This is a genomic window from Thermococcus sp. 9N3, from assembly GCF_012027685.1.
GTDB lineage: Archaea > Methanobacteriota_B > Thermococci > Thermococcales > Thermococcaceae > Thermococcus > Thermococcus nautili.
The window spans coordinates 353,393-372,356 of record NZ_SNUV01000001.1 but is presented as its reverse complement, the minus strand read 5'-3'; the positions used below and the strand labels follow the sequence as shown (position 1 = coordinate 372,356).

The following is an 18,964-nucleotide window of genomic DNA, read 5'->3' as shown; positions in this document are numbered from 1 at the left end:
CTTCCCTCTATTTATCGTTTGCCATAAAGCTCCGCGTAGGGGTCGCCCTCGAACTCCGGGAATGGTCTTTCCTCGCTACCCTCCACGAGGACCCTCTCTTTCTCCTCCGTGAACTCGCCGAGCTCAAAGGCCTTAATTCCATTTTTATGCAATTCTGCAATTAATGAATTAACCTTTTCTAGAGGCGTTATCGCTATCAGCGTTCCCGTCGAGGAGACGCCCCAGGGTTCCAGCTTATAGAAATCGAGAACCCTCTTTACAAGGGGGTTCAGCTCGAGCCTCTCGGCGTAGACCCTGAAGCCGACTCCCGAGTTGTCTGCAATCTCGTGGAGCGCCGTTAGTCCGCCCTCGGTAGCGTCGTGCATTCCCCTGACGAAGGGCTTCGCTATCAGAGCATCTGGAAGGACAGTTTCAAGCCTGTAAAGCGAGCGGAGCTCCTCCATCTCCTCGGGAGTCAGAACCTTTCTCAGCTCTTCGGCGCGGAAGTAAGCTGAGGAGACCGCGAACTCAAGGGCAACTTTGTCGGTAACGATTATCCTGTCTCCCGGCCTCGCGAGGGGAAGCTTGAGCTCCTCCTTCCTCACGAGCCCCATCGCCGTTGTGGTTGCGGTCGGCTCGGAAATCGGGGGATAAACTCCGGTGTGCCCGCCGATTACCGCCGTTTTATACCGCTCGCACTCCCGGTTGAGGTCTTCCATCGCTTTTCGGAGAAACTCCTTCGTTGTTCCCGGCGGGAGGAGCAAATCAACCACGAGCCACCTCGGTCTCGCTCCAAAAACAGCCACGTCGCTTGAGGCAAAATGGTATGTGAAGAAGCCGAAGGTCTCAGCGGGGACGCCGAGCGTCGGGTCGGTTGCGATTACGAGGTAGTTCTCATCGTCGTACTCGAGAACCGCCGAGTCAAAGCCCTCCCTCGGCCCGTAGATTACCTTGGCGTCCTCAACGCCGAGGTTTGGAAAGACTACCTCACGAAGAACGTCGTTCCTCAGCTTTCCGAACGGGAGCATTGGAATCACCTCGGAACTTCTTTATAACTTCCCTCACCTCTCCAAGGGTCTCCTCGTCCGGGCCCCAGGCCATTATCTCGAAGCTCGGCACGCGGACGCTTACCCTGACCTTCCGCCTCCTCGCGATTCTGCTGACCTCGTAGTTCACCCGGTAGGCCAAGTCCATCAGCTCCTTCGTGACGATTTCCTCGCGGTCTATATACTGCAACGGACAGCCCTCGCGCCACTGTCTCCTCCTCGCGTGCTCGTACATGCGATAGGGCCTTATACCTGCCTCCTCGGCGAGCCGTTCAACAACCTCGGCGGGGTATTTAATCAGGGGGCGGAAGAAGGGAACGCCTATCCTTGGAATCTCGCAGAGCCTTATGTCAGTCTTACACTGGTCGAGTAGTGCACCGATTATCTTATCGTTGGCGTTGTCGCCCTTCGCTAAGACGTCAAAGCCGTTGTTGAGGGCGAACCACTTAGCGTTCCAGAGCATGACCTTCTTGCAGTTTATGCACACCGGCCCCTTCCTGCCGGTAGCCTCACGGAGAAGGCCGTCCGTGATGTCAACCAGATAATGTTCAACGCCGAGGTTCTTCGTGAAGCGCATCGCCCAGTTGAGGGTCTCGCGCCAGCTCCAGCGGTGGAAGAACGTCAAAGCGGAAACGTCGAGACCCGCTTTCTTGAGCAGGTAGAGAACGAGCGAGCTGTCCTTTCCACCGGAGAAGAGGACGAGAACCTTCTTGCGGTGAACGCCGGACTTCCTGGAGAACTCCCGGATTTCCTCAACGACATTCTCAAGCATGGAAAAACGTAAAGGACGGGGCTTAAAAACCTGAGCCTTAGAGGTTGACCTTCTCAACCCACTGCTCGGCGAGGTCGCCGAAAACCGGGAACTTGTAGAGCTCGCCCTGATAGGCCTTGACCATGCCCACAATCCAGGCTATAATGGCAACGAGGGACAGCAAGTACGCGATGAGCCAGCCAATAATCGGTATGAACTCGAAAACTTTAATCGCCACCGTGAAGAACAGGAACATCACAGTTGACTGCATCGCATGGAAGCGGACAAAATAGCTTTCTTTCTCCAGCAACAGTAGAATTATTCCGGTTAGCCACCAGAGCAGGTAGGCAAGCAACCCCTCCAAGTTCTCATCCATCCCGAGGGATGTCCTTCCAATCTCCTCACCCATGGTGATACACCTCCATTCTTCTCTATCGGCGCCCCTATAAATACCTTTGCTACGGTGAATGAAAAATCAGGGCGGTTTTCCAACTTCCCCGGTCTGAATTCGAACCTCTGAGTTTTGTTAGGCTCACCAAAGATTTATTAAGGGTCTGAATGAGTTCAAATAGAATTAGGAAAACCTAACGGTGATGAACATGATTGTGCCTTTACTATCACTGGCTCCCGGCGAGAGGGGGGTTGTTGTTGACCTGCGTGGGGGGCCCAACTTCAGGAGCAGGCTCTACGCGATGGGGCTGGCTCCAGGGGCGATTGTCAGGGTTCTTGAGAACTACCCGAGGGGGCCCCTCATCGTCGAGGCAGGCGGAACGAGGCTGGCGCTTGGCAAGGGAATGGCGGCGAGGGTGTTCGTAAGGAAGCTCTGAGGTGATAGCATGGCGATGCGGGTGGTGGCCCTGGCAGGAAACCCAAACGTGGGCAAGACGACGATATTCAACGCCCTAACGGGTATGCGTCAGCACGTCGGCAACTGGCCCGGCGTTACAGTTGAGAAGAAGGAGGGCGTTTTCGAGCACAGAGGGGAGCGATTTCTCGTCGTTGATTTGCCCGGAACTTATTCGCTCACAGCCCACTCCGTTGACGAGCTCGTCGCGAGGAACTTTCTCCTCAACGGAAACCCGGACGTCGTTGTGAACGTGGTTGACGCAACGGCTATTCTGAGAAACCTCTACCTGACGATGGAAATCTTTGAGATGGGTCTGAAGAACGTAATCATAGCCCTCAACAAGGTTGACCTGGCCGAGAAGAAGGGCATCAGAATAGACACCCTCAAGATGTCAAAGGCCCTCGGCGTTCCAGTGGTTCCGCTCAGCGCCAAGGAAGGAACTGGAATCGAGGAGCTCAAGGAGAAGATATGGGAGATGGCGCACGGGAAGATAAAGACGAACCCCGTTTTACCGCGCTACGACCCCGAGGTCGAGAGGGAAATTGAGCACATCTCCAAGTGCCTTGAGGGAACAAAGTTAGCGGGCCGCTACCCGCTCCGCTGGCTGGCGATAAAGCTCCTCCAGCGCGACGACGAGGTTATGAAGCTCGTTTTGAGGTACCTCGGCGAGGAGAAGCTGAAGGAGATAATGACCCACATAGGCGAGGCCGAGGAGCGCTACGGGCGGGCGATGGACCTGATTATAGCCGGCCAGAAGTACGAGTTCATAGACGGCCTTACCCATGAGTTCATGAGCTACGGGAAGGCAAAGGAGACGCTCACAGACCAGCTTGACAGAATCCTCGTCCACCCCGTTTACGGCTTCATAGCGATGGCCTTCGTCTTCTACCTCGTCTTCAAGTTCGTCTTCGCCTTCGGAATGCCCCTTCAGGGGATTCTGGACGATGCCTTCAGCAGGTTCGGCGAGTGGCTCGCTCCCCACATAGCGAACGAGACCCTGCGCGGCCTCCTCGTGGACGGTGTGGTCAGCGGAGTCGGCTCGGTGCTGAGCTTCTTCCCGCTCGTCTTCCTCCTGTTCCTCGCGCTGTCCTTCCTCGAAGACCTCGGCTACATGGCGAGGGTAGCGGTGCTCATGGAGGGCATCCTCAGGAAGTTCGGCCTGCCGGGCAAGGCAATAATACCGCTCATCCTCGGTCTCGGCTGCAACGTTCCAGCTGTTATGGCCACGAGAACGCTCGACGAAGAAAGAGACAGGCTCGTTGCCATGTTCATCAACCCATTCATTCCATGCTCTGCCCGTTTGAGCGTCATCAGCTTCCTCGTTGGGGCGTTCTTCGGTGGAGACGCTCTCGTCGCTCTGGCAATCTATCTGCTCGCATTCGCGGTGGCGCTGCTCTCCGCCAAGCTCGTGAGCAGGTTTGTTTCTGGCGAGGAGAGCCCCTTCGTGATTGAGCTCCCGGAGTTCCTCCTTCCAAGCTGGAGAAGTCTGCTCCTCCACTCGTGGGAAAGGAGCAAGGAGTTCGTCCAGAAGGCAGGAACGGTTATCCTCGTCGGCTCGATAGCGATATGGTACCTCAGCAACTATCCGGTACCTATGGGAACCGGGAAGAGCTACGCCGAGAGGCTCGGCCACCTCGTTGCGCCATACCTCAACCTCATGGGGCTCGACTGGAAGGCGGGGGTGAGCCTAATCTTCGGAATAATCGCCAAGGAGAACGTAATCTCAACCTACAGCATCCTCTACAGCGGTCTAAGTGGTGAGGCCCTCAAGGAAGCCATGATGTCCTCGATGAGCCCACTGCAGGGCTTTGTCTTAGCTGTCGTCACGACGCTCTACATCCCGTGCATAGCCACGATAGCCGCCATAAGGGCCGAGAGCAACTGGAAGTGGGCGCTCGCTGTGACCGTCTACATGATAACCGTCGCCTCGCTCCTCGGAATCCTGATATGGCACGTTGGAACGGCGCTGGGGTTGTGAAGATGGGCAGGATGGAGGAAGTGCTGAGGCTCATCAACGAGGGCAAGCGGTTTCCCCAGGACATCGCGAGGGAGCTCGGGATTACGGTTGAGGAAGTGGAAGGAATAATCGAGCTCCTCAAAAGTCTCGGCTACATCGAAGAGGTTGAGCAGGGGCCGGCCTGCGAGACCTGCCCGCTCAGGAAGGTCTGCTACGGGAAGTGCATCGTGCCGAGGGTGAAGGTGCTTAGGCCGAGCTTTAGGGTGGACAGATAGGGGTATTTATGAACACTTTTTTTCATTTTGTTTTTATGTTCCCCATGACTCCTGAATGTGATAGGGAAGCCCAGTTCAGCCCCGTAAAATGCACCCGTTTTCGCGATTGTCAGGATTTTTGCCGCATTCACGTCAAATTTTTGCAAGTAGTCACCGCCGGTTAAACGTTTCACCCTCGGTAATATATTTTATGGCCGTAAAATATATAAGAGTGCCGATAGTAGGCTTAAACGGTGAGTGCCATGAAAGCTGTCATCCTTGCAGGCGGTTTTGGAACGAGACTCAGGCCACTCTCATCAACGAGGCCAAAGCCGATGATTCCCGTCCTCGGGAAGCCCAACCTTCAGTACATCCTTGAAGCGCTCGAGAAGGTTCCCGAAATAGACGAGGTAATTCTCTCCGTCCACTACATGAGGGGCGAGATAAGGGAGTTCATAGACGAGAAGATGTCCGACTACCCCAAGGAAATCCGCTTCGTCAACGACCCCATGCCACTCGAGACCGGTGGCGCGCTCAAGAACGTCGAGGAGTACGTTAGTGATGACTTCCTCGTGATTTACGGCGACGTCTTCACGAACTTCGACTACCGCGAGCTCATAAAGGCCCACGAGGAGAAGGGCGGACTCATAACGGTCGCGGCAACCAAGGTCTACGACCCGGAGCGCTTTGGAGTCCTTGAGATGAGCGAGAGCGGAAAGGTGCTCCACTTCGAGGAGAAGCCCAAGAGGCCCAAGAGCAACCTCGTCGATGCCGGAATCTACGTCGTGAACAAGAAGGTTCTCGAGGAGATTCCGAAGGGCAAGGAGGTCTACTTTGAGCGTGAAATCCTGCCGAGGTTCGTCGAGCGCGGCGAGGTTTACGCCCACAGAATGCCGAAGGGAACCTACTGGGTCGACCTTGGAACGCCGGACGACCTGTTCTACGCCCACCAGATTGCCCTTGATGAGATGGCGAGGGAGAACGGCTACTTCCACATAGCCGAGAGCGCGGAGGTTCCGGAAGACGTTGAGATTCAGGGGCCGGTCTACATCGATGAAGGCGTCAAGATAGGGCACGGCGTCAAGATTAAGGCCTACTCCTACATCGGCCCGAACACTGTGATAGAGGACAAAGCTTACATCAAGCGCTCGGTCCTCATCGGGAGCGACATAATCAAGGAGCGCGCCGAGCTGAAGGACACGATACTCGGCGAGGGCGTCGTCGTCGGCAGGGACGTAATCATCAAGGAGAATGCCGTCATCGGTGACTACGCGAAGATTTACGACGGACTCGTGATTTACGGGGCGAAGGTCCTGCCCTGGAAGAAGGTCGAGGAGTACGAGGCTTACATCAAGATAAAGCTCGACCCGACGAAGGTCAGGCCCGGCCAGTACCCGGACCGCTGTCCGCTCGGCCTGCCTGAGTGTATATACAAGAAGTTCAAGGCGATAGCCGGCGAGAAGCCGCCGTGCGACGAGTGTATCGAGAACCAGTGGCTCTTCTGAGCTTTTTAATCTTCTTTTAGGCCTTCTTTGGGTCTTATTGCAACTCTACAGAAAGGACGCGCAAAGGTCCACGTTGACCACTTTCAATTCTCTTCGAGTCTTATTGCAACACATGTGCCTTACAAATTGTGAATCAGGCAATATTAACTTTCAATTCTCCTCGAGTCTTATTGCAACGCCTTCGCGAATAGCTCTCTATTACGCTTAACCTTCCTTTCAATTCTCCTCGAGTCTTATTGCAACGAGAGGCTTGAGTATCTTGAGATTGTCGTCTCCCCGGCTTTCAATTCTCCTCGAGTCTTATTGCAACGCTTCCGCTCACCAGAACTCCATCAAACGCTGATAAACTTTCAATTCTCCTCGAGTCTTATTGCAACTCACGAAAATAGTGCTTCTTTTCGTCATTATCCTCACTTTCAATTCTCCTCGAGTCTTATTGCAACGAGCTCGCAGAGATTGACGAGGAGTTAGCCGACCTGCTTTCAATTCTCCTCGAGTCTTATTGCAACCTCTGGGGCCTGGGAAAGGTCGTTCTTATGGTGTTCTCCTTTCAATTCTCCTCGAGTCTTATTGCAACGCGCGTGAACTGGAACAGCTTGGAATAACTGAAAAGTACTTTCAATTCTCCTCGAGTCTTATTGCAACCACGAACGCTGTCATCTATGCAGCATTTGCAGGGAATCTTTCAATTCTCCTCGAGTCTTATTGCAACAGCAATCTTGAGGAGCTCGACCAGGCGCTTATATTCCCTTTCAATTCTCCTCGAGTCTTATTGCAACCTCGGCGTTGGCGATTTGCTCGACAAGTCAACGAATCTTTCAATTCTCCTCGAGTCTTATTGCAACCTCCAACTCGAGGAAGAGCTCGGCGAGCTCTTCGTCTTTCAATTCTCCTCGAGTCTTATTGCAACGCTCGAGGGGAGGTGACGGGGCGTGGCTAGGATAAATCTTTCAATTCTCCTCGAGTCTTATTGCAACGGGGAGCAAAACTCGTCCTTCCACCCAACGAAGAGAAGAGAACGCCGGAATATTTAAGCCTTTCTGGAAAACTGTACTAATGCCCTGATGTGCTGGCCGTTTCCAGAGGCTCCAAAGCCCGTTAAAAAGGGTTTAAAACCTGCCACAAGATGTTTTTAAAAATTAATCGGTTTTGAGCACGCTTTCAATCCAACAGGGCTCTCTCGGAGAGTTATTTAATCCCCTCAAAAAATCTCGTCATGTTATCCATAGTTTGCTGTCACGAATCGTTACAAAACTGTTAACCCTATTTTCGATTTCAAATCCCTTGCCAAGCAAGAACCGGGAGAAATCCGTCTCGATAAACCGGAATTCCGCCGGGGGAAGAACCTATGCGTGCAGATACCAGAAGTTGCTTGCCACGCGTCATCTCGGGCTTTAAACACGCGCCCGTCAAAATCCCCGCCAAAAACCTTAAATAAAAGGTTGTTTTTGCTCCGTTAAGGGAAATCCAATGAAGAAGTTTCCGGCGTATCTTGCTTCTTGGGAAGACATAGAAAGGTGGGCCAAGGAAGGGGCCTGGAAGGTTCTGGAAGACGGCTGGAGACCTGATGTTGTAGTCGGCCTCGCCCGCGGTGGCTGGGTTCCGGCGAGGCTCTACTGCGACTACCTCGGTGTCAAGGACCTGGTCAGCCTGAAGGTCGAGCACTGGGGAGTAACGGCAACCCCGGACGGCAAGGCCAAGCTCAAGTACGGTAGCAACTACAACCTCGAGGGCAAGAAGGTCCTCATCGTCGACGACATCAGCGACACAGGCGAGAGCTTAACCCTCGCGAAGAACTACGTCGAGAGCCAGAAGCCGGCCGAGATAAGGACTGCCACGCTCCTGACAATCAAGGGCTCGCGCTTCAAGCCCGACTACTTCGGCGAGGAAATCGACTGGGCCTGGATAGTCTTCCCCTGGAACTTCGTGGAGGACATGATTAACCTCGTCGGCAACATCCTTGAGGAGAAGGAAGCAGTGAGCACCGACGAGATAGTCGAGCTCTTCAAGGAGCTCCACGGCATGGAAGTTCCAAAGGGCAGGCTCGAGGAAGCCCTCAGGATGGCCGAGCGCAGGAAGGTTTTTAAGTTCCGCGACGGGAAGTGGCGCAAAGCCTGAGGGTGTGGTACCTTGGACAGGGAAAAGAAGGTCCAGGAGATTCGAAACCACAGCGTCTACGCGCGGGAAATCTACGATATGCACAGCGAGAGCATTGACAGAGTTATCGACGACTACGAGAGCCTGAAGGAGGACTACCTCAGCGACCACTCGCGGGCGAGAATCGTCCGCATCGTCTTCAACGAGGACAACGGCCTTCCTTTAGCCATTGAGTTCAATAGGAAAGACGACAGCTTCAAGGGCTTCACCATAGCCATCGGCAAGCCCCACATAAAGAGCAACGGGCTCATGGAAAAAGAAAGTCAGGAAGACTGAAGCGGCTGGACGTAGAACCCAAGCTCTATTCCCTTTTTGCTCCATATCTCGTAACTGCTCAGGTAGTAGGTCGGGTTCGTGAAGAGCGCCGTTAGGTTCCTGTTCTCGCCTGCAATCCATACGAGGTAGTTGCTCTCGTTGTAGGGGTTCCTGATTGCCATCAGAACGCTCGCATTGGCGACGTTTCCAAGGTTTCCAACGGCGACGCTCACGTTTCCGTAAATCCTTCTCCAGGGGCTCTTCTCGTCGAGGAGGACGAAGCTCGTGACGTTCTCGGTGTGGGTTAAGAGCCACGTTCCGTTAACCTTCTCGAAGCGGAGCGGGAACTTGCTATCGAGCTCCCTCACGAGACGGTTCGAGACCGGACCGCCGACGAGGACGACGACCCCTTCAAGGTCAGAGTCCGTGACGTTAACGTCCGCTTTCACCACGACGTCCACAGACCTGACCCACTGGGAGTAGAACTTCTCAAGGTTCTCCGCTATCTCCTCGGCCGTCTCCTTATCCTTCTCCGTCCCGGTCGGGTCCGGGTTGGCCGTCCCGTAGACGATGACGACCCTTCCAAGCTCCGCGCCCCTGTCAAATGCCCTCAGCGGTGTGACCGGAACCTCGCGGGAGTAAACCTCACTGACGTTTTCCGGCGACGCGAAGTTTCTCATCTCATCGAGGATGCTCCAGACGTAGTCCGAGAAGGGGTTGCCCGTTTTCCGGCTCAGCTCCGAGTAGTGGGCGGTTCTGTTGAGGAGCCACCCAACCCAGAACTCTCCCCAGGCCTTCTGCATGTTGATTGCCAGGAGCGTGTAGTTCTCGTTTATCCGGCTTATCGCGTAGTCCTCCCACGCGTCGGCGAAGCCCTCGTAGAGCATCCCCGTCCTGCTCCAGAAGTGCATATCGTAGCGCGCTAAATACGGCATATCGGCCCGTATCGCATCAACGAAGTAGGCGAGATTGGTTAGATTCCTGTATGAGTTGATTGCCGGAACGGTGACGTCATGGCCGAGCTCGTGGTAAATAAAGCCGAGGTACAGCAACTCGTCGAGCCCCGTGCTCACTATGTAGTCCTTGTTCAGCGGAAGCCCGAACATCGTGTCTCGCGCGGTTTTATAGCTCCAAAGGGTTCTCTGGGGGGTTCTCCTGACTAGAGGAAGCATCCCGCCGGCGCCCCAGATTTCCGTGCCGTTAAGGGTCGGGCTGAAGCTGTGGCCGTGAACCGCAACGAGGTAGGGGTGAAGGAACTCGTAGGTAACTCCATGAACCCCCGCGTTCTCGGCCATGAACTCGTCGGGAGGGAGCATTTTAAGGGCGTTCTCGTAGATTCTGAGGTCTTCGTTGTAGTAGTCCATGTGGCTCTCGTAGAAGTTCATGAAATCACTCTCTTCCGCAAACTCCCTGAGCGCGGGCAGGAACTCGTTTTCAAACCATGGGTATCCAAGGGTCGTTAGAGGTCTGAGCTCAGGCGGTTCAGAGCAGAGGAGCGTGTAGTACTCAAGGTTGAGGAGCAGGTAGTCCCTCTCCGGCACGTTTCTTGCCTGAGAGAGATAGGACTTCAAGAGGAGCACTGCCTTTGAGTTCCTGAACTTTCCGAAGTGTGCCTCGACTTCGTCTAGGTAACTCCCCCTGTCGATGACAAAGGGGTCCTTCCCAAAGGCAAGGTAGTAAACGATTCCGAGGAGCTCGGCGTTGGGGCTTATCTCAACCGTTACGTCGGGGCCTATTTTAACGGCCGAAGCCTGGGGGGCCGCGAGAGGTGCGAGCAACAGGGTTAGAATGGTTACCCAAATCAAGAGGCGCTTCATAACATCACCGGGTAGTAGTTAAGGGAACGGGTTATAAGGGTTGCGGGAGAAGTTTAAAAGGCGAAAGCCGAGGAGAATTAGGGTGACCTAAGATGAAGAGGCTCGCGCTCATAATCCTGCTGACCCTGGCGTTAGTCCCACTCAACGGCGTTTCGGCTCAGGAGAACGTCACGGTTGTGGCGACGATAGCGCCAATAGGCTCAATAGTCCAGGAGGCGTTTCCTGGCGTTAGGGTCGAGGTGATAATCCCGCCGGGCGTTGACCCCCACGACTACCAGCTGACGGCCCAGCAGGTCGAACTGCTCTCAAAGGCCCAGGTCATAGTGACGACCGGAGGCCATCTACCCGTTGAGAAAAGGATTGCAGAACTTGAGAAGGAGGGTACCGTAACCGGAAAGGCCCTTTTCATCGACGACTATATGAAATACGGCTTCCACTACGCCAAAGAACACTGGTACAACGGCAAGGACAATCCGCACGGCGTCTGGCTCGACCCCTACAACGCGATAGCGATAGCCGAGGCCACGAAGGAGGCCTTAATCGAGGAGGACCCGGCAAACGCAATGACCTACGAGAGGGACTTTGAGAGGTTCCGCGAGAGGGTTCTGGCGATAGTCGAGGCCTACAAAGCTTTAGCCCCCAAGAACGCGACCGCTGTGATACAGATGCCCCCCGATGAGTACGCCATCGACTGGCTTGGGATAAAGGCCGTTGCCGCGATAAAGCCCGAGGAAGAGGTTCCCGCGATAGGGGTTGACCAGCTCGTCCCAACCGCGGAGAAGAGTTCGCTCATAGTTTACGGCTCCGACAGCCCGGAACAGCTCAAGAAGGCCTCAATTGAGCTCGCCCAGAAGAGCGGAAAGCCCCTGGCTGAGATAACAGTCTTCTGGGCTTCGGGGAACTACACCGACTGGCTAATCAAAAACACCGCCTCGATAATGAAGGCACTCTCGACCCCCCAAAAAACGGCGGAGAAGAACACCAGGGACAACACCGTAGTTACATACGCCCTTCTTGCTCTCATCACAGGCGTTGTCCTTGGAACAGCTCTGGGAGTGATATTGAAAAAATGAAAGGGGTCACTCGCGCTTGTAGGGCCTGCCGTCCCACTTGGGCGGCCTGGCCCTTCCTATTATTCCCGCGACCACTATGAGGGTCACGACGTACGGCAGGGTCGCTATGAACTGCCAGGGTATCGTTCCCGCGAGCCACGGGTTGTTCTGGATGTAGATGGCGAAGTTGTCGAAGAATCCGAAGAGGAACGCTCCTCCTAGTGCTATCAGCGGGTTCCAGCCACTAAAGACCATGTTCGCTAGGGCAATGAAACCCCTTCCAGCCGCTATCGTCTTAGTTACGGTTCCGAGCCAGTCAACGCTGAGGTAGGCACCGGCGACGCCCGCCAAGGCGCTGGCTATGAGGACCGCCGTGAAGCGGTAGAGCTCAACGTTTATTCCGAGGGCATCTGCAGCTTCGGGGTTCTCACCGACGGCCCTGATTCTCAGCCCGAAGGGCGTCTTGAAGAGCACCCACCAGGCTATTATGGCGACCGCTATGGTTATCGGCACCATCGGGCTGAGGGAGTTACCAAAGGCGTCCATCCACAGCGGACTAATCTGGGCGTTGCTTGGAACCTGGTGCTGGCCGGCGGTTCCCCAGTAGGCCCTTATTCCGAAGGCGACTGCACCGTAGCCGAGGAGGTTGAGGCCTATACCAGGAATGACGTGGTCTCCCTTGAGGTAAACCGTTAGAACGCCGTGAAGGACGCCGAACAGCAGTCCTACGAATGCCCCACCGAGAATGCCAACCCAGCCGTTTCCGGCAAGCTCCGCGAACATCGCCCCGAAGAACGCCGCGAACATCAGGATTCCCTCATAGCCGATGTTGACGACACCGGCCCTCTCGCTTATCACCGCGCCTATGCTCGTGAGAGCTATCGGAACCATCGCCGCGAGTGAACCGAGGAGAAGGCTGATTACCATGGTTTCGTTCATGCCTCACCCCTCCTGAAAAGCCTGGCGAAGAGGTCGAGCAACCCGGGCACGGCGACGGCTATGATGATGATTCCCTCGATGACCTTAATCATCTCGAGCGGGACGTGGGCGTGCTGCTGCATCGCGGTTGCTCCCGCGCTCAGGGCTCCGAAGAGGATTCCCGCGAAGATTATGCCGAGCGGATGGTTCCTTCCGACGAGAGAGACGCCTATTCCGTCGAAACCGTAGCCGTAGACGTTGGCCAATCCCTGGGTTATGGCGTAGCTTGGTGGCGTTCCCATGACGAGTCCAGCGCCCGCCAGTCCTGCGGTCATTCCACCGATGACGAACGACCATATGGCCGAGCGCTTGGGATTGATTCCGCCGTATTCGGCCGCCCTCGGGTTCTGTCCGCTGGTTCTGAGCTCGTAGCCCAGTTTGGTGTGCCACATCACTATGAAGACGATTATCGCCGAGAGGATTGCCACTATGAACGCCCAGGAGAGGCTTGTGTTCTTCACGAGAAGCGGGAGCCTGGCTGAGGGGGGAATCGGCAGGGTGCTGTTGGGGTCCTTTGGGTTGTAGTAGACGCTGACCGCGAGCCAGCTGACGAGGAAGAAGGCAATCCAGTTGAACATTATCGTGGATATGACCTCGTGGACTCCCCTGTAAACCTTGAGAACCGCCGCTGGAAGGGCCCACAGGGCTCCGATGAGAAGGCCAGCCAGAAGGCCCGCTATCGGGTTCTGGAGGTACTGGGTCACTATTATCGCCGCCATTGCGCCGAAGTAGACGGTTCCCTCGGCGCCGATGTTGAAGAGGCCCGTTCTCGCGCCTATCGCGAAGGTTATGGCAGTTAGGATTAGTGGAGCAGACTTTGCGAGGGTCTCGGCGATGCCGTCAACCGAGGTGAGAGAGCCCCTTATCAGCCAGTAGTAGGCCTCAAACGGACTGTACCCGCTGAACCAGAGGACGAGGGCACCTATGAACGCTCCAATGAGTATCGCCAAAACGCTCTCGGCCACGGGTTTGGCGTATCCCCTGAGCTCATTTTTGAGGTTCACCCTTAACACCTCCCATCATGAGACCAATCTGCTCCTCGGTAACCTCGTCGGGCCTGACTATTCCCATGAACTGGCCTTCGTACATTATCGCCATCCTGTCGCTGAGCTGGAGAACCTCATCCAGGTCGGCCGAGACGAGCAGAACGGCCTTGTCCTCGTTCCTCAGCTTGACGAGGTAGTTCCTGATGTATTCGGTCGAGGCGACGTCAACACCGCGCGTTGGCTGTGCCGCTATTATGAACTCGGGCTTCTTGCTAACTTCTCTGGCAACGATGAGCTTCTGCTGGTTTCCACCGCTCAGGCTCTTCACCGGGGCCTTGGTTCCGGGCGCACTGACCTCGAATTCCTCTATGAGCCTCTTCGCGTGCTCCTCAACCTTGTCCCAGTCGAGTAGGAAGCCCTTCGAGAACTCCTTCCTCCAGTGCATTCCCAGAATGGAGTTCTCCATCACGCTCATCTCAAGGATTAGACCCATGTGAGTCCTGTCCTCGGGGATGTGGGCCATTCCCATGTCGTAGAGCTCCCTCGGCTTCTTGCCGGTGATGTCAACGCCCTTGAGGTAGACCTTGCCCTTCTCGACCTTCCTCAAACCTGTTATGGCCTCTATGAGCTCGCTCTGGCCGTTGCCCTCGACACCCGCTATTCCAAATATCTCGCCGGCTCTGACCTCAAAGGTAAGCCCCCTGACGGCGTCTTCTCCCCTGTCTCCCTTCACCCAGAGGTTCTCGACGCGGAAGATTACCTCACCGGGCTCCTTCGGGGGCTTCTCAATCCTGAGAACCACGTCCCTGCCCACCATCATCCTCGCGAGGAGCTGGGGTGTTGCCTCACTCGTCTTGACGGTTCCGACGACCTCGCCCTTCCTTATGACCGTGACGCGGTCGGTTATCTCCATTACCTCGTTGAGCTTGTGGCTGATGAAGATTATCGTCTTCCCCTGCTCCTTGAGCTTCCTGAGAACCGCAAAGAGCTCCTTGACCTCTATCGGCGTGAGAACCGCGGTCGGCTCGTCGAGGATGAGTATGTCAACGTCGCGGTAGAGCATCTTGAGGATTTCAATCCTCTGCTGGACGCCGACGGGAAGGTTCTCCACGGGAACGTCGAGGGGAACCTGGAAGTTGAGCTCGTCCATCAGCTTCTGGAGCTTCTTTCTCGCGTTCTCGACGTCAATTTTGGACAGCAGGCTGTGCCCCTCCATTCCGAGGATAATGTTTTCGAGGGCGTTGAAGACCTCGACCAGGGTGAAGTGCTGGTGAACCATTCCGATTCCGTTCGCTATTGCATCGGCGGGACTCTTGAAGCGGACTTCTTTGCCCCTGAGAAAGATTTTGCCCTTCGTGGGCTTGAGCATTCCGAAGAGAACCTTCATCAGCGTCGTTTTTCCGGCACCGTTCTCGCCGAGAAGACCGAGGATTTCGCCCTCGTAGACCTTAATCGTGACGCCCTTCAGGGCCCTTGTGCCGTCGGGATAAACCTTGACTATGTCTCGCATCTCAAGCACTGGAGTTTGCTCTTCCATCCCTTTCACCTCCAAATCTCAAAAGGGAAACAAAAGAGGAAGAAGAAATCACTGCTTGTGGTTCTTGTAGTAGTCGAGGGCCCAGTAGGCACCGAAGCGGTAGCCACCCTCGAACTTGTAGAGAACCGGAATCTCCATACCGAGGACGATTCCTATGGTGTCCTTGTTGTCGTTGAGCGCTATCAGCGCCGCTAAGGCACCGGCCAGGGCTGAACCCTCGTTCTCCTTGAAGAGAACCATCTGGACGTTGTGTGGCATCTCCGGGTCGTAGCCGTCAATGATAACGAACCTCTGGTTCGGGTACTCCTGGGCAACCTGCTTGACGGCGTTGGTCATCATGAAGCCGACCGCGATGATTATGTCGTACTCACCGCTCTTGGCGAGGCTCCTGAGGTTCGGAAGGTAGTCGTTCTCGCTGTTGCTCTGGAGCTCGGTGAGCTGGAGGTTAAACTCCTTGGCGGCCCTCTCGGCACCCATGTAGGCCATATCGTTGAAGCTGAGGTCGCCCCTGCCGCCGACATCGTAAACGATGGCTATCTTTCCGGTGTTCTGCCTCTGGTTGAGCTTCTCGTCGAAGTAGGTCTCGGGCTTGGGCTCCTTGGCGGCCCACTCCTTGGCGTACTGCTCCATTACCGTCCAGTTCTGGGCCTTCCTGAGGAGCTCAATCTGGTCCTTGGCGGTGGCCTTCGGAACGATTATCTGACCGCTGATTATCTGCTTCTGGAGCTCATCAACTGCCTGCCAAATCCAGTCCGGAACCTGCTTCCTGGTCTGCTCAAGGAACTGGATGAGTTCATCTTCGCTCTTGAAGCCGAGGTCCTTGAGCTTCTTCTCCCTGACGTCGGCCGGAAGGGAGTCAAACATCGCCTTGACGTCCTCTATGGTCGAGAGCTTGACACCGCCCTCCTTGAGGCCGAGCTCGACGACACCGCCCTTGAACTGGTTCTCCTCCGCCTCCTTGACGGCGTTGTAAACGCCGACGTCAACGCGCTTCATCATGCTCGCGATTATAACGCCGGGCTTAATCCAATCCTGGGCGGAGTCAACGCCTATAGCGAACGGCGGACCCATCTTCTTGTTGTTGGCCTTCAGATAGTCACCGACGGCCTCGAAGACACCGAGACCGGTACCGCCGGCAACCTGGTAGATAACCCAGGCACCCTGCTGAAGCTGGGCCTGAGCGGCCTGCTTACCCTTGGCAGGGTCGCCAAATGACCCGGTGTAGGTGTAGAGGATGTTTATTTTAGTTTCTGCACTGCTGGAGTTTCCACTTATGCAGCCGCTGGCCACGATGCTAAGGGCCATCAGGCCCACCAACAACAAACCGAACAGCTTTCGCATAGCCTAACACACCCCGTCTTGGTTTGTAAAAGCTTATTCTTTGGGGCCCGATAAATACTTTGCGGTGCCTTTGGGTGTTCAAACGGTCGAAAAAGATTTAACTGCGCAATAAAAGTTAAAGGGAGGCGTATGCTGAGGGAAATACTTACGCTCGAATCCGGAACGGTGATGATTTCTGGCGGAGGTAAGAGGCTCGCGCGGCTCTACTTCCAATCGTGGGCCGAGAGAAAGGGGAGTGCTCTGGCGGAAGAACTTCCGTTCCCCGTTGAGGGAGAAATCTACGTTGGCAACCCCTTCAGGGCGGACTTTCCCGTTTACCTCATCGTCAATCCCCTCACCCGGAAGGGAACCAAGCGCGAGAAACTGCTCCGCTGGCTCGAGATGAAGCGGGAGGAAGGAAAGCTCGTCCTCCTCTACGAGGAGCGCTATGTGGCCGACTCGATAACCCGGTACAGAATCAGGAACCACCTCGACTACCTCATAGCTTACAAACGGGAAACGATGGGAGCCGAGCTTTTAAAGGTTTATAAGCTCGAAAACGGTCGCGTCGTTGAGAGGAAGACCTACGTAAGGCGCCCGATGACGAGTGGCTTCGGGTCTGAGCGGTGATGAAACCAGCTATCGCCGAGGGCTTTTTATAGGCCTTCCCCCTCTTTTCTCCGGGTGAGAGCATGTTCGGAAAGCTCAGGGAAAAGCTCAAGAAGTTCACCAAGCAGGTCGAGGAGAAGATTGAGGAGGAAGAGAAGAAGGTCGAAAAGAAAGTCGAGACCGAGAAGAAGCCCGGCCTCATGGAGAGGCTCCTCCAGGTCGAGATTAAGGAGAAGGACGTTGAGGAAGCTTTGGACGAGCTGGAGCTTGAACTCCTCGAGGCGGACGTTGCCCTCGAAACCGTCGAGGCCCTGAGGGAGAAGATTAAGGAGAAGCTGGTCGGAAAGAAGGTCCGCATCGGAACCAACAAGGGCAAGCTGATAGAGGAAGCTCTCCGCGAGGCAATTCTCGAAATCCTGACGCCCGAGAAAAAGATTGACCTCCTCGAGATGATTCGCTCCAAGGAGGAGAAGCCATTCGTAATAGTCTTCGTCGGCTTCAATGGCTCGGGGAAGACCACAACCATAGCCAAGCTCGCCAACTGGCTCAAGAAGAACGGGCTGAGCGTCGTCATAGCGGCGAGCGACACGTTTAGGGCCGGAGCGATAGAGCAGATAGAGGAGCACGCGAAGCGCGTTGGAGTTAAGGTGATAAAGCACGACTACGGAGCCGACCCGGCGGCGGTTGCCTACGACGCAATCCAGCACGCCAAGGCGAGGGGAGTTGATGTGGTTCTCGTCGACACCGCCGGAAGGAACGAGCTCAACAGGAACCTCATGGACGAGATGAAGAAAATCGTGAGGGTTACCAAACCTGACCTGGTAATCTTCGTCGGCGACAGCCTGAGCGGAAACGCCGTTGTGGAGCAGGCCAAGCAGTTCAACGAGGCCGTCAGAATAGACGGAGTAATCCTCACCAAGCTCGATGCGGACGCGAGGGGTGGAGCGGCTTTGAGCATAAGCCACGCGATTGGCGCGCCGATACTCTTCGTCGGCGTCGGCCAGGGCTACGACGACTTAAAGCCCTTCGACGAGAAGTGGTTCGTGGACAGGATTTTCGGGGAGGAGTGAGCTACAAAATTTCCTTTACGAATTCTTTTGCTTTCAAGATTTTAACCTTTCTCCCGTCGAAACGATAAGTTTTCGTGTCCTCGTCTCTCATTTGGACAATGTGCCTCGTGTTCTCTGAAATGATATAGTCAGCCTTAGCCGTGTACGTCACGTCGAAGAACTTGGCATCGCTCGGGTCTTTCAGCTTTTTGATAAACTTTGCATCCCCAGAAAATTTCGGCTCAGGCTGAACGACGATGCTCTTCCTCTTCACCAATGTGAGTATTTGGAGAGCAAGGATTTCCCTTTTTGTCCCCTCTGCGAGTTCCATTAGAACCCGGCTCATCTCCTCCCAAATCTCATCGCTGAGATAGTTCTCCATTTCCCCACTGACAAGAGCCTTTAGAATTCGCCAAGCTGGAGAACGCTCGGGGTTCTTTGATTTCAGCGCACTAACCAAAATCGAAGTGTCAAGAACGACCCTTATTTTACCGCTGGTCATTCAAATCACTCCAATGCGCCTTAGCTTCTCCTTGATTCTCATGAACTTCTCAATCTTCTTTCTCGCATCTGTTACGAGCTTCTCAGTGCTCCCCCTGATTTCGGGAGCGTTTTCAGCCTCCCTGACTGCAAGCTCAAAAAGCTCCTCTGGTGATAAGTCCTTAGTAATCCCCTCAAACTCCTCGAGCTTTTCGTCCCACTCTTCCCTTTTTCTCATCTCCTCAAAAAACCACACAATGTCCTCCGGCCTCTCGTGAATCTTTCTCGCGAGTTGGACAATCCACTCACCAAACGCCTCCTGGGTCTCTCTCCTCTGAAACAGCTTCACGACCTTCTCAACATCAGACGCCATAATTCTCCCCGT

At 55.1% G+C, this 18,964-nt stretch carries 19 protein-coding genes and 1 CRISPR repeat array; of the genes, 9 read left to right on the top strand and 10 right to left on the bottom strand.

Annotated features, from left to right (window positions below; genetic code table 11):
* Positions 1-11: 11 nt before the first annotated feature.
* From E3E30_RS02060 to E3E30_RS02050, 3 genes are read right to left on the bottom strand one after another with little or no spacing between them, the layout of a single operon-like run.
* Positions 12-1,007, bottom strand: a complete 996-nt coding sequence (locus E3E30_RS02060) for an AIR synthase family protein (RefSeq protein ID WP_167728261.1) — start codon at positions 1,005-1,007, stop codon at positions 12-14.
* The gene (locus tag E3E30_RS02055) at positions 967-1,797 is read right to left on the bottom strand and encodes a 7-cyano-7-deazaguanine synthase (protein ID WP_167728260.1); all 831 of its coding nucleotides are present in this window, start codon (positions 1,795-1,797) and stop codon (positions 967-969) included. Before E3E30_RS02055 ends, E3E30_RS02060 begins: the two co-directional genes overlap by 41 nt.
* Before the next feature lie 37 nt (positions 1,798-1,834).
* Positions 1,835-2,185 carry a DUF4870 domain-containing protein gene (locus tag E3E30_RS02050; RefSeq protein ID WP_042690169.1) on the bottom strand — a complete coding sequence of 117 codons (351 nt, stop codon included), beginning with the start codon at positions 2,183-2,185 and terminating at the stop codon, positions 1,835-1,837.
* A gap of 190 nt (positions 2,186-2,375) precedes the next feature.
* Between E3E30_RS02050 and E3E30_RS02045 the strand changes: the two genes are divergently transcribed.
* From E3E30_RS02045 to E3E30_RS02020, 6 genes are all read left to right on the top strand, one after another.
* Positions 2,376-2,603, top strand: coding sequence for a FeoA family protein (locus tag E3E30_RS02045; RefSeq protein ID WP_042690171.1), 228 nt, complete (start codon positions 2,376-2,378; stop codon positions 2,601-2,603).
* A gap of 9 nt (positions 2,604-2,612) precedes the next feature.
* Entirely contained in the window at positions 2,613-4,601 is a 1,989-nt protein-coding gene (gene feoB, locus E3E30_RS02040; protein WP_167728259.1) for a ferrous iron transport protein B, read from the top strand.
* A 2-nt stretch (positions 4,602-4,603) separates the two neighbouring features.
* Positions 4,604-4,855 (top strand): DNA-binding protein, encoded by a 252-nt coding sequence (locus tag E3E30_RS02035; RefSeq protein ID WP_167728258.1) that lies wholly within the window; start codon positions 4,604-4,606, stop codon positions 4,853-4,855.
* A gap of 242 nt (positions 4,856-5,097) precedes the next feature.
* Positions 5,098-6,339 (top strand): NDP-sugar synthase, encoded by a 1,242-nt coding sequence (locus E3E30_RS02030; protein WP_167728877.1) that lies wholly within the window; start codon positions 5,098-5,100, stop codon positions 6,337-6,339.
* 14 nt (positions 6,340-6,353) lie between these two features.
* Positions 6,354-7,316: direct repeats of the CRISPR family, unit length 30 nt; unit sequence CTTTCAATTCTCCTCGAGTCTTATTGCAAC.
* A gap of 493 nt (positions 7,317-7,809) precedes the next feature.
* Entirely contained in the window at positions 7,810-8,457 is a 648-nt protein-coding gene (locus E3E30_RS02025) for a phosphoribosyltransferase (RefSeq protein WP_042690183.1), read from the top strand.
* Between the two features lie 12 nt (positions 8,458-8,469).
* A complete protein-coding gene (locus E3E30_RS02020) occupies positions 8,470-8,772 on the top strand; it encodes a hypothetical protein (RefSeq protein ID WP_042690185.1) in 303 nt (100 codons plus the stop codon).
* On the opposite strand, the gene E3E30_RS02015 is transcribed toward E3E30_RS02020, so the two are convergent.
* Positions 8,760-10,568 carry a DUF4932 domain-containing protein gene (locus tag E3E30_RS02015; RefSeq protein WP_167728257.1) on the bottom strand — a complete coding sequence of 603 codons (1,809 nt, stop codon included), beginning with the start codon at positions 10,566-10,568 and terminating at the stop codon, positions 8,760-8,762. The two genes, E3E30_RS02020 and E3E30_RS02015, sit on opposite strands and share 13 nt — an antisense overlap.
* Before the next feature lie 92 nt (positions 10,569-10,660).
* Here E3E30_RS02015 and E3E30_RS02010 point away from each other — a divergent pair, with 92 nt between their 5' ends.
* Positions 10,661-11,641 carry a zinc ABC transporter substrate-binding protein gene (locus E3E30_RS02010; protein ID WP_167728256.1) on the top strand — a complete coding sequence of 327 codons (981 nt, stop codon included), beginning with the start codon at positions 10,661-10,663 and terminating at the stop codon, positions 11,639-11,641.
* A 6-nt stretch (positions 11,642-11,647) separates the two neighbouring features.
* Here the strand turns inward: E3E30_RS02010 and E3E30_RS02005 are convergent, their stop codons facing one another.
* From E3E30_RS02005 to E3E30_RS11435, 4 genes are read right to left on the bottom strand one after another with little or no spacing between them, the layout of a single operon-like run.
* Positions 11,648-12,559, bottom strand: coding sequence for an ABC transporter permease (locus E3E30_RS02005; protein ID WP_042690193.1), 912 nt, complete (start codon positions 12,557-12,559; stop codon positions 11,648-11,650).
* Positions 12,556-13,602 (bottom strand): ABC transporter permease, encoded by a 1,047-nt coding sequence (locus tag E3E30_RS02000; protein ID WP_042690195.1) that lies wholly within the window; start codon positions 13,600-13,602, stop codon positions 12,556-12,558. The genes E3E30_RS02005 and E3E30_RS02000 overlap by 4 nt, the downstream gene beginning before the upstream one ends.
* Positions 13,586-15,121, bottom strand: coding sequence for an ABC transporter ATP-binding protein (locus tag E3E30_RS01995; protein ID WP_167728255.1), 1,536 nt, complete (start codon positions 15,119-15,121; stop codon positions 13,586-13,588). The genes E3E30_RS02000 and E3E30_RS01995 overlap by 17 nt, the downstream gene beginning before the upstream one ends.
* A gap of 48 nt (positions 15,122-15,169) precedes the next feature.
* Complete coding sequence (locus E3E30_RS11435; protein ID WP_042690200.1) at positions 15,170-16,462, bottom strand: BMP family ABC transporter substrate-binding protein; 1,293 nt, start codon at positions 16,460-16,462, stop codon at positions 15,170-15,172.
* A gap of 129 nt (positions 16,463-16,591) precedes the next feature.
* On the opposite strand from E3E30_RS11435, the gene E3E30_RS01985 reads away from it, so the two are divergent.
* Positions 16,592-17,071 (top strand): hypothetical protein, encoded by a 480-nt coding sequence (locus tag E3E30_RS01985; protein ID WP_167728254.1) that lies wholly within the window; start codon positions 16,592-16,594, stop codon positions 17,069-17,071.
* 62 nt (positions 17,072-17,133) lie between these two features.
* The gene (gene ftsY / locus E3E30_RS01980) at positions 17,134-18,120 is read left to right on the top strand and encodes a signal recognition particle-docking protein FtsY (protein WP_167728253.1); all 987 of its coding nucleotides are present in this window, start codon (positions 17,134-17,136) and stop codon (positions 18,118-18,120) included.
* Between the two features lies 1 nt (position 18,121).
* Here the strand turns inward: ftsY and E3E30_RS01975 are convergent, their stop codons facing one another.
* Positions 18,122-18,601, bottom strand: a complete 480-nt coding sequence (locus E3E30_RS01975) for a putative toxin-antitoxin system toxin component, PIN family (RefSeq protein WP_167728252.1) — start codon at positions 18,599-18,601, stop codon at positions 18,122-18,124.
* Entirely contained in the window at positions 18,602-18,952 is a 351-nt protein-coding gene (locus E3E30_RS01970) for a hypothetical protein (RefSeq protein WP_167728251.1), read from the bottom strand. It abuts the gene before it with no gap.
* Positions 18,953-18,964: the final 12 nt, after the last annotated feature.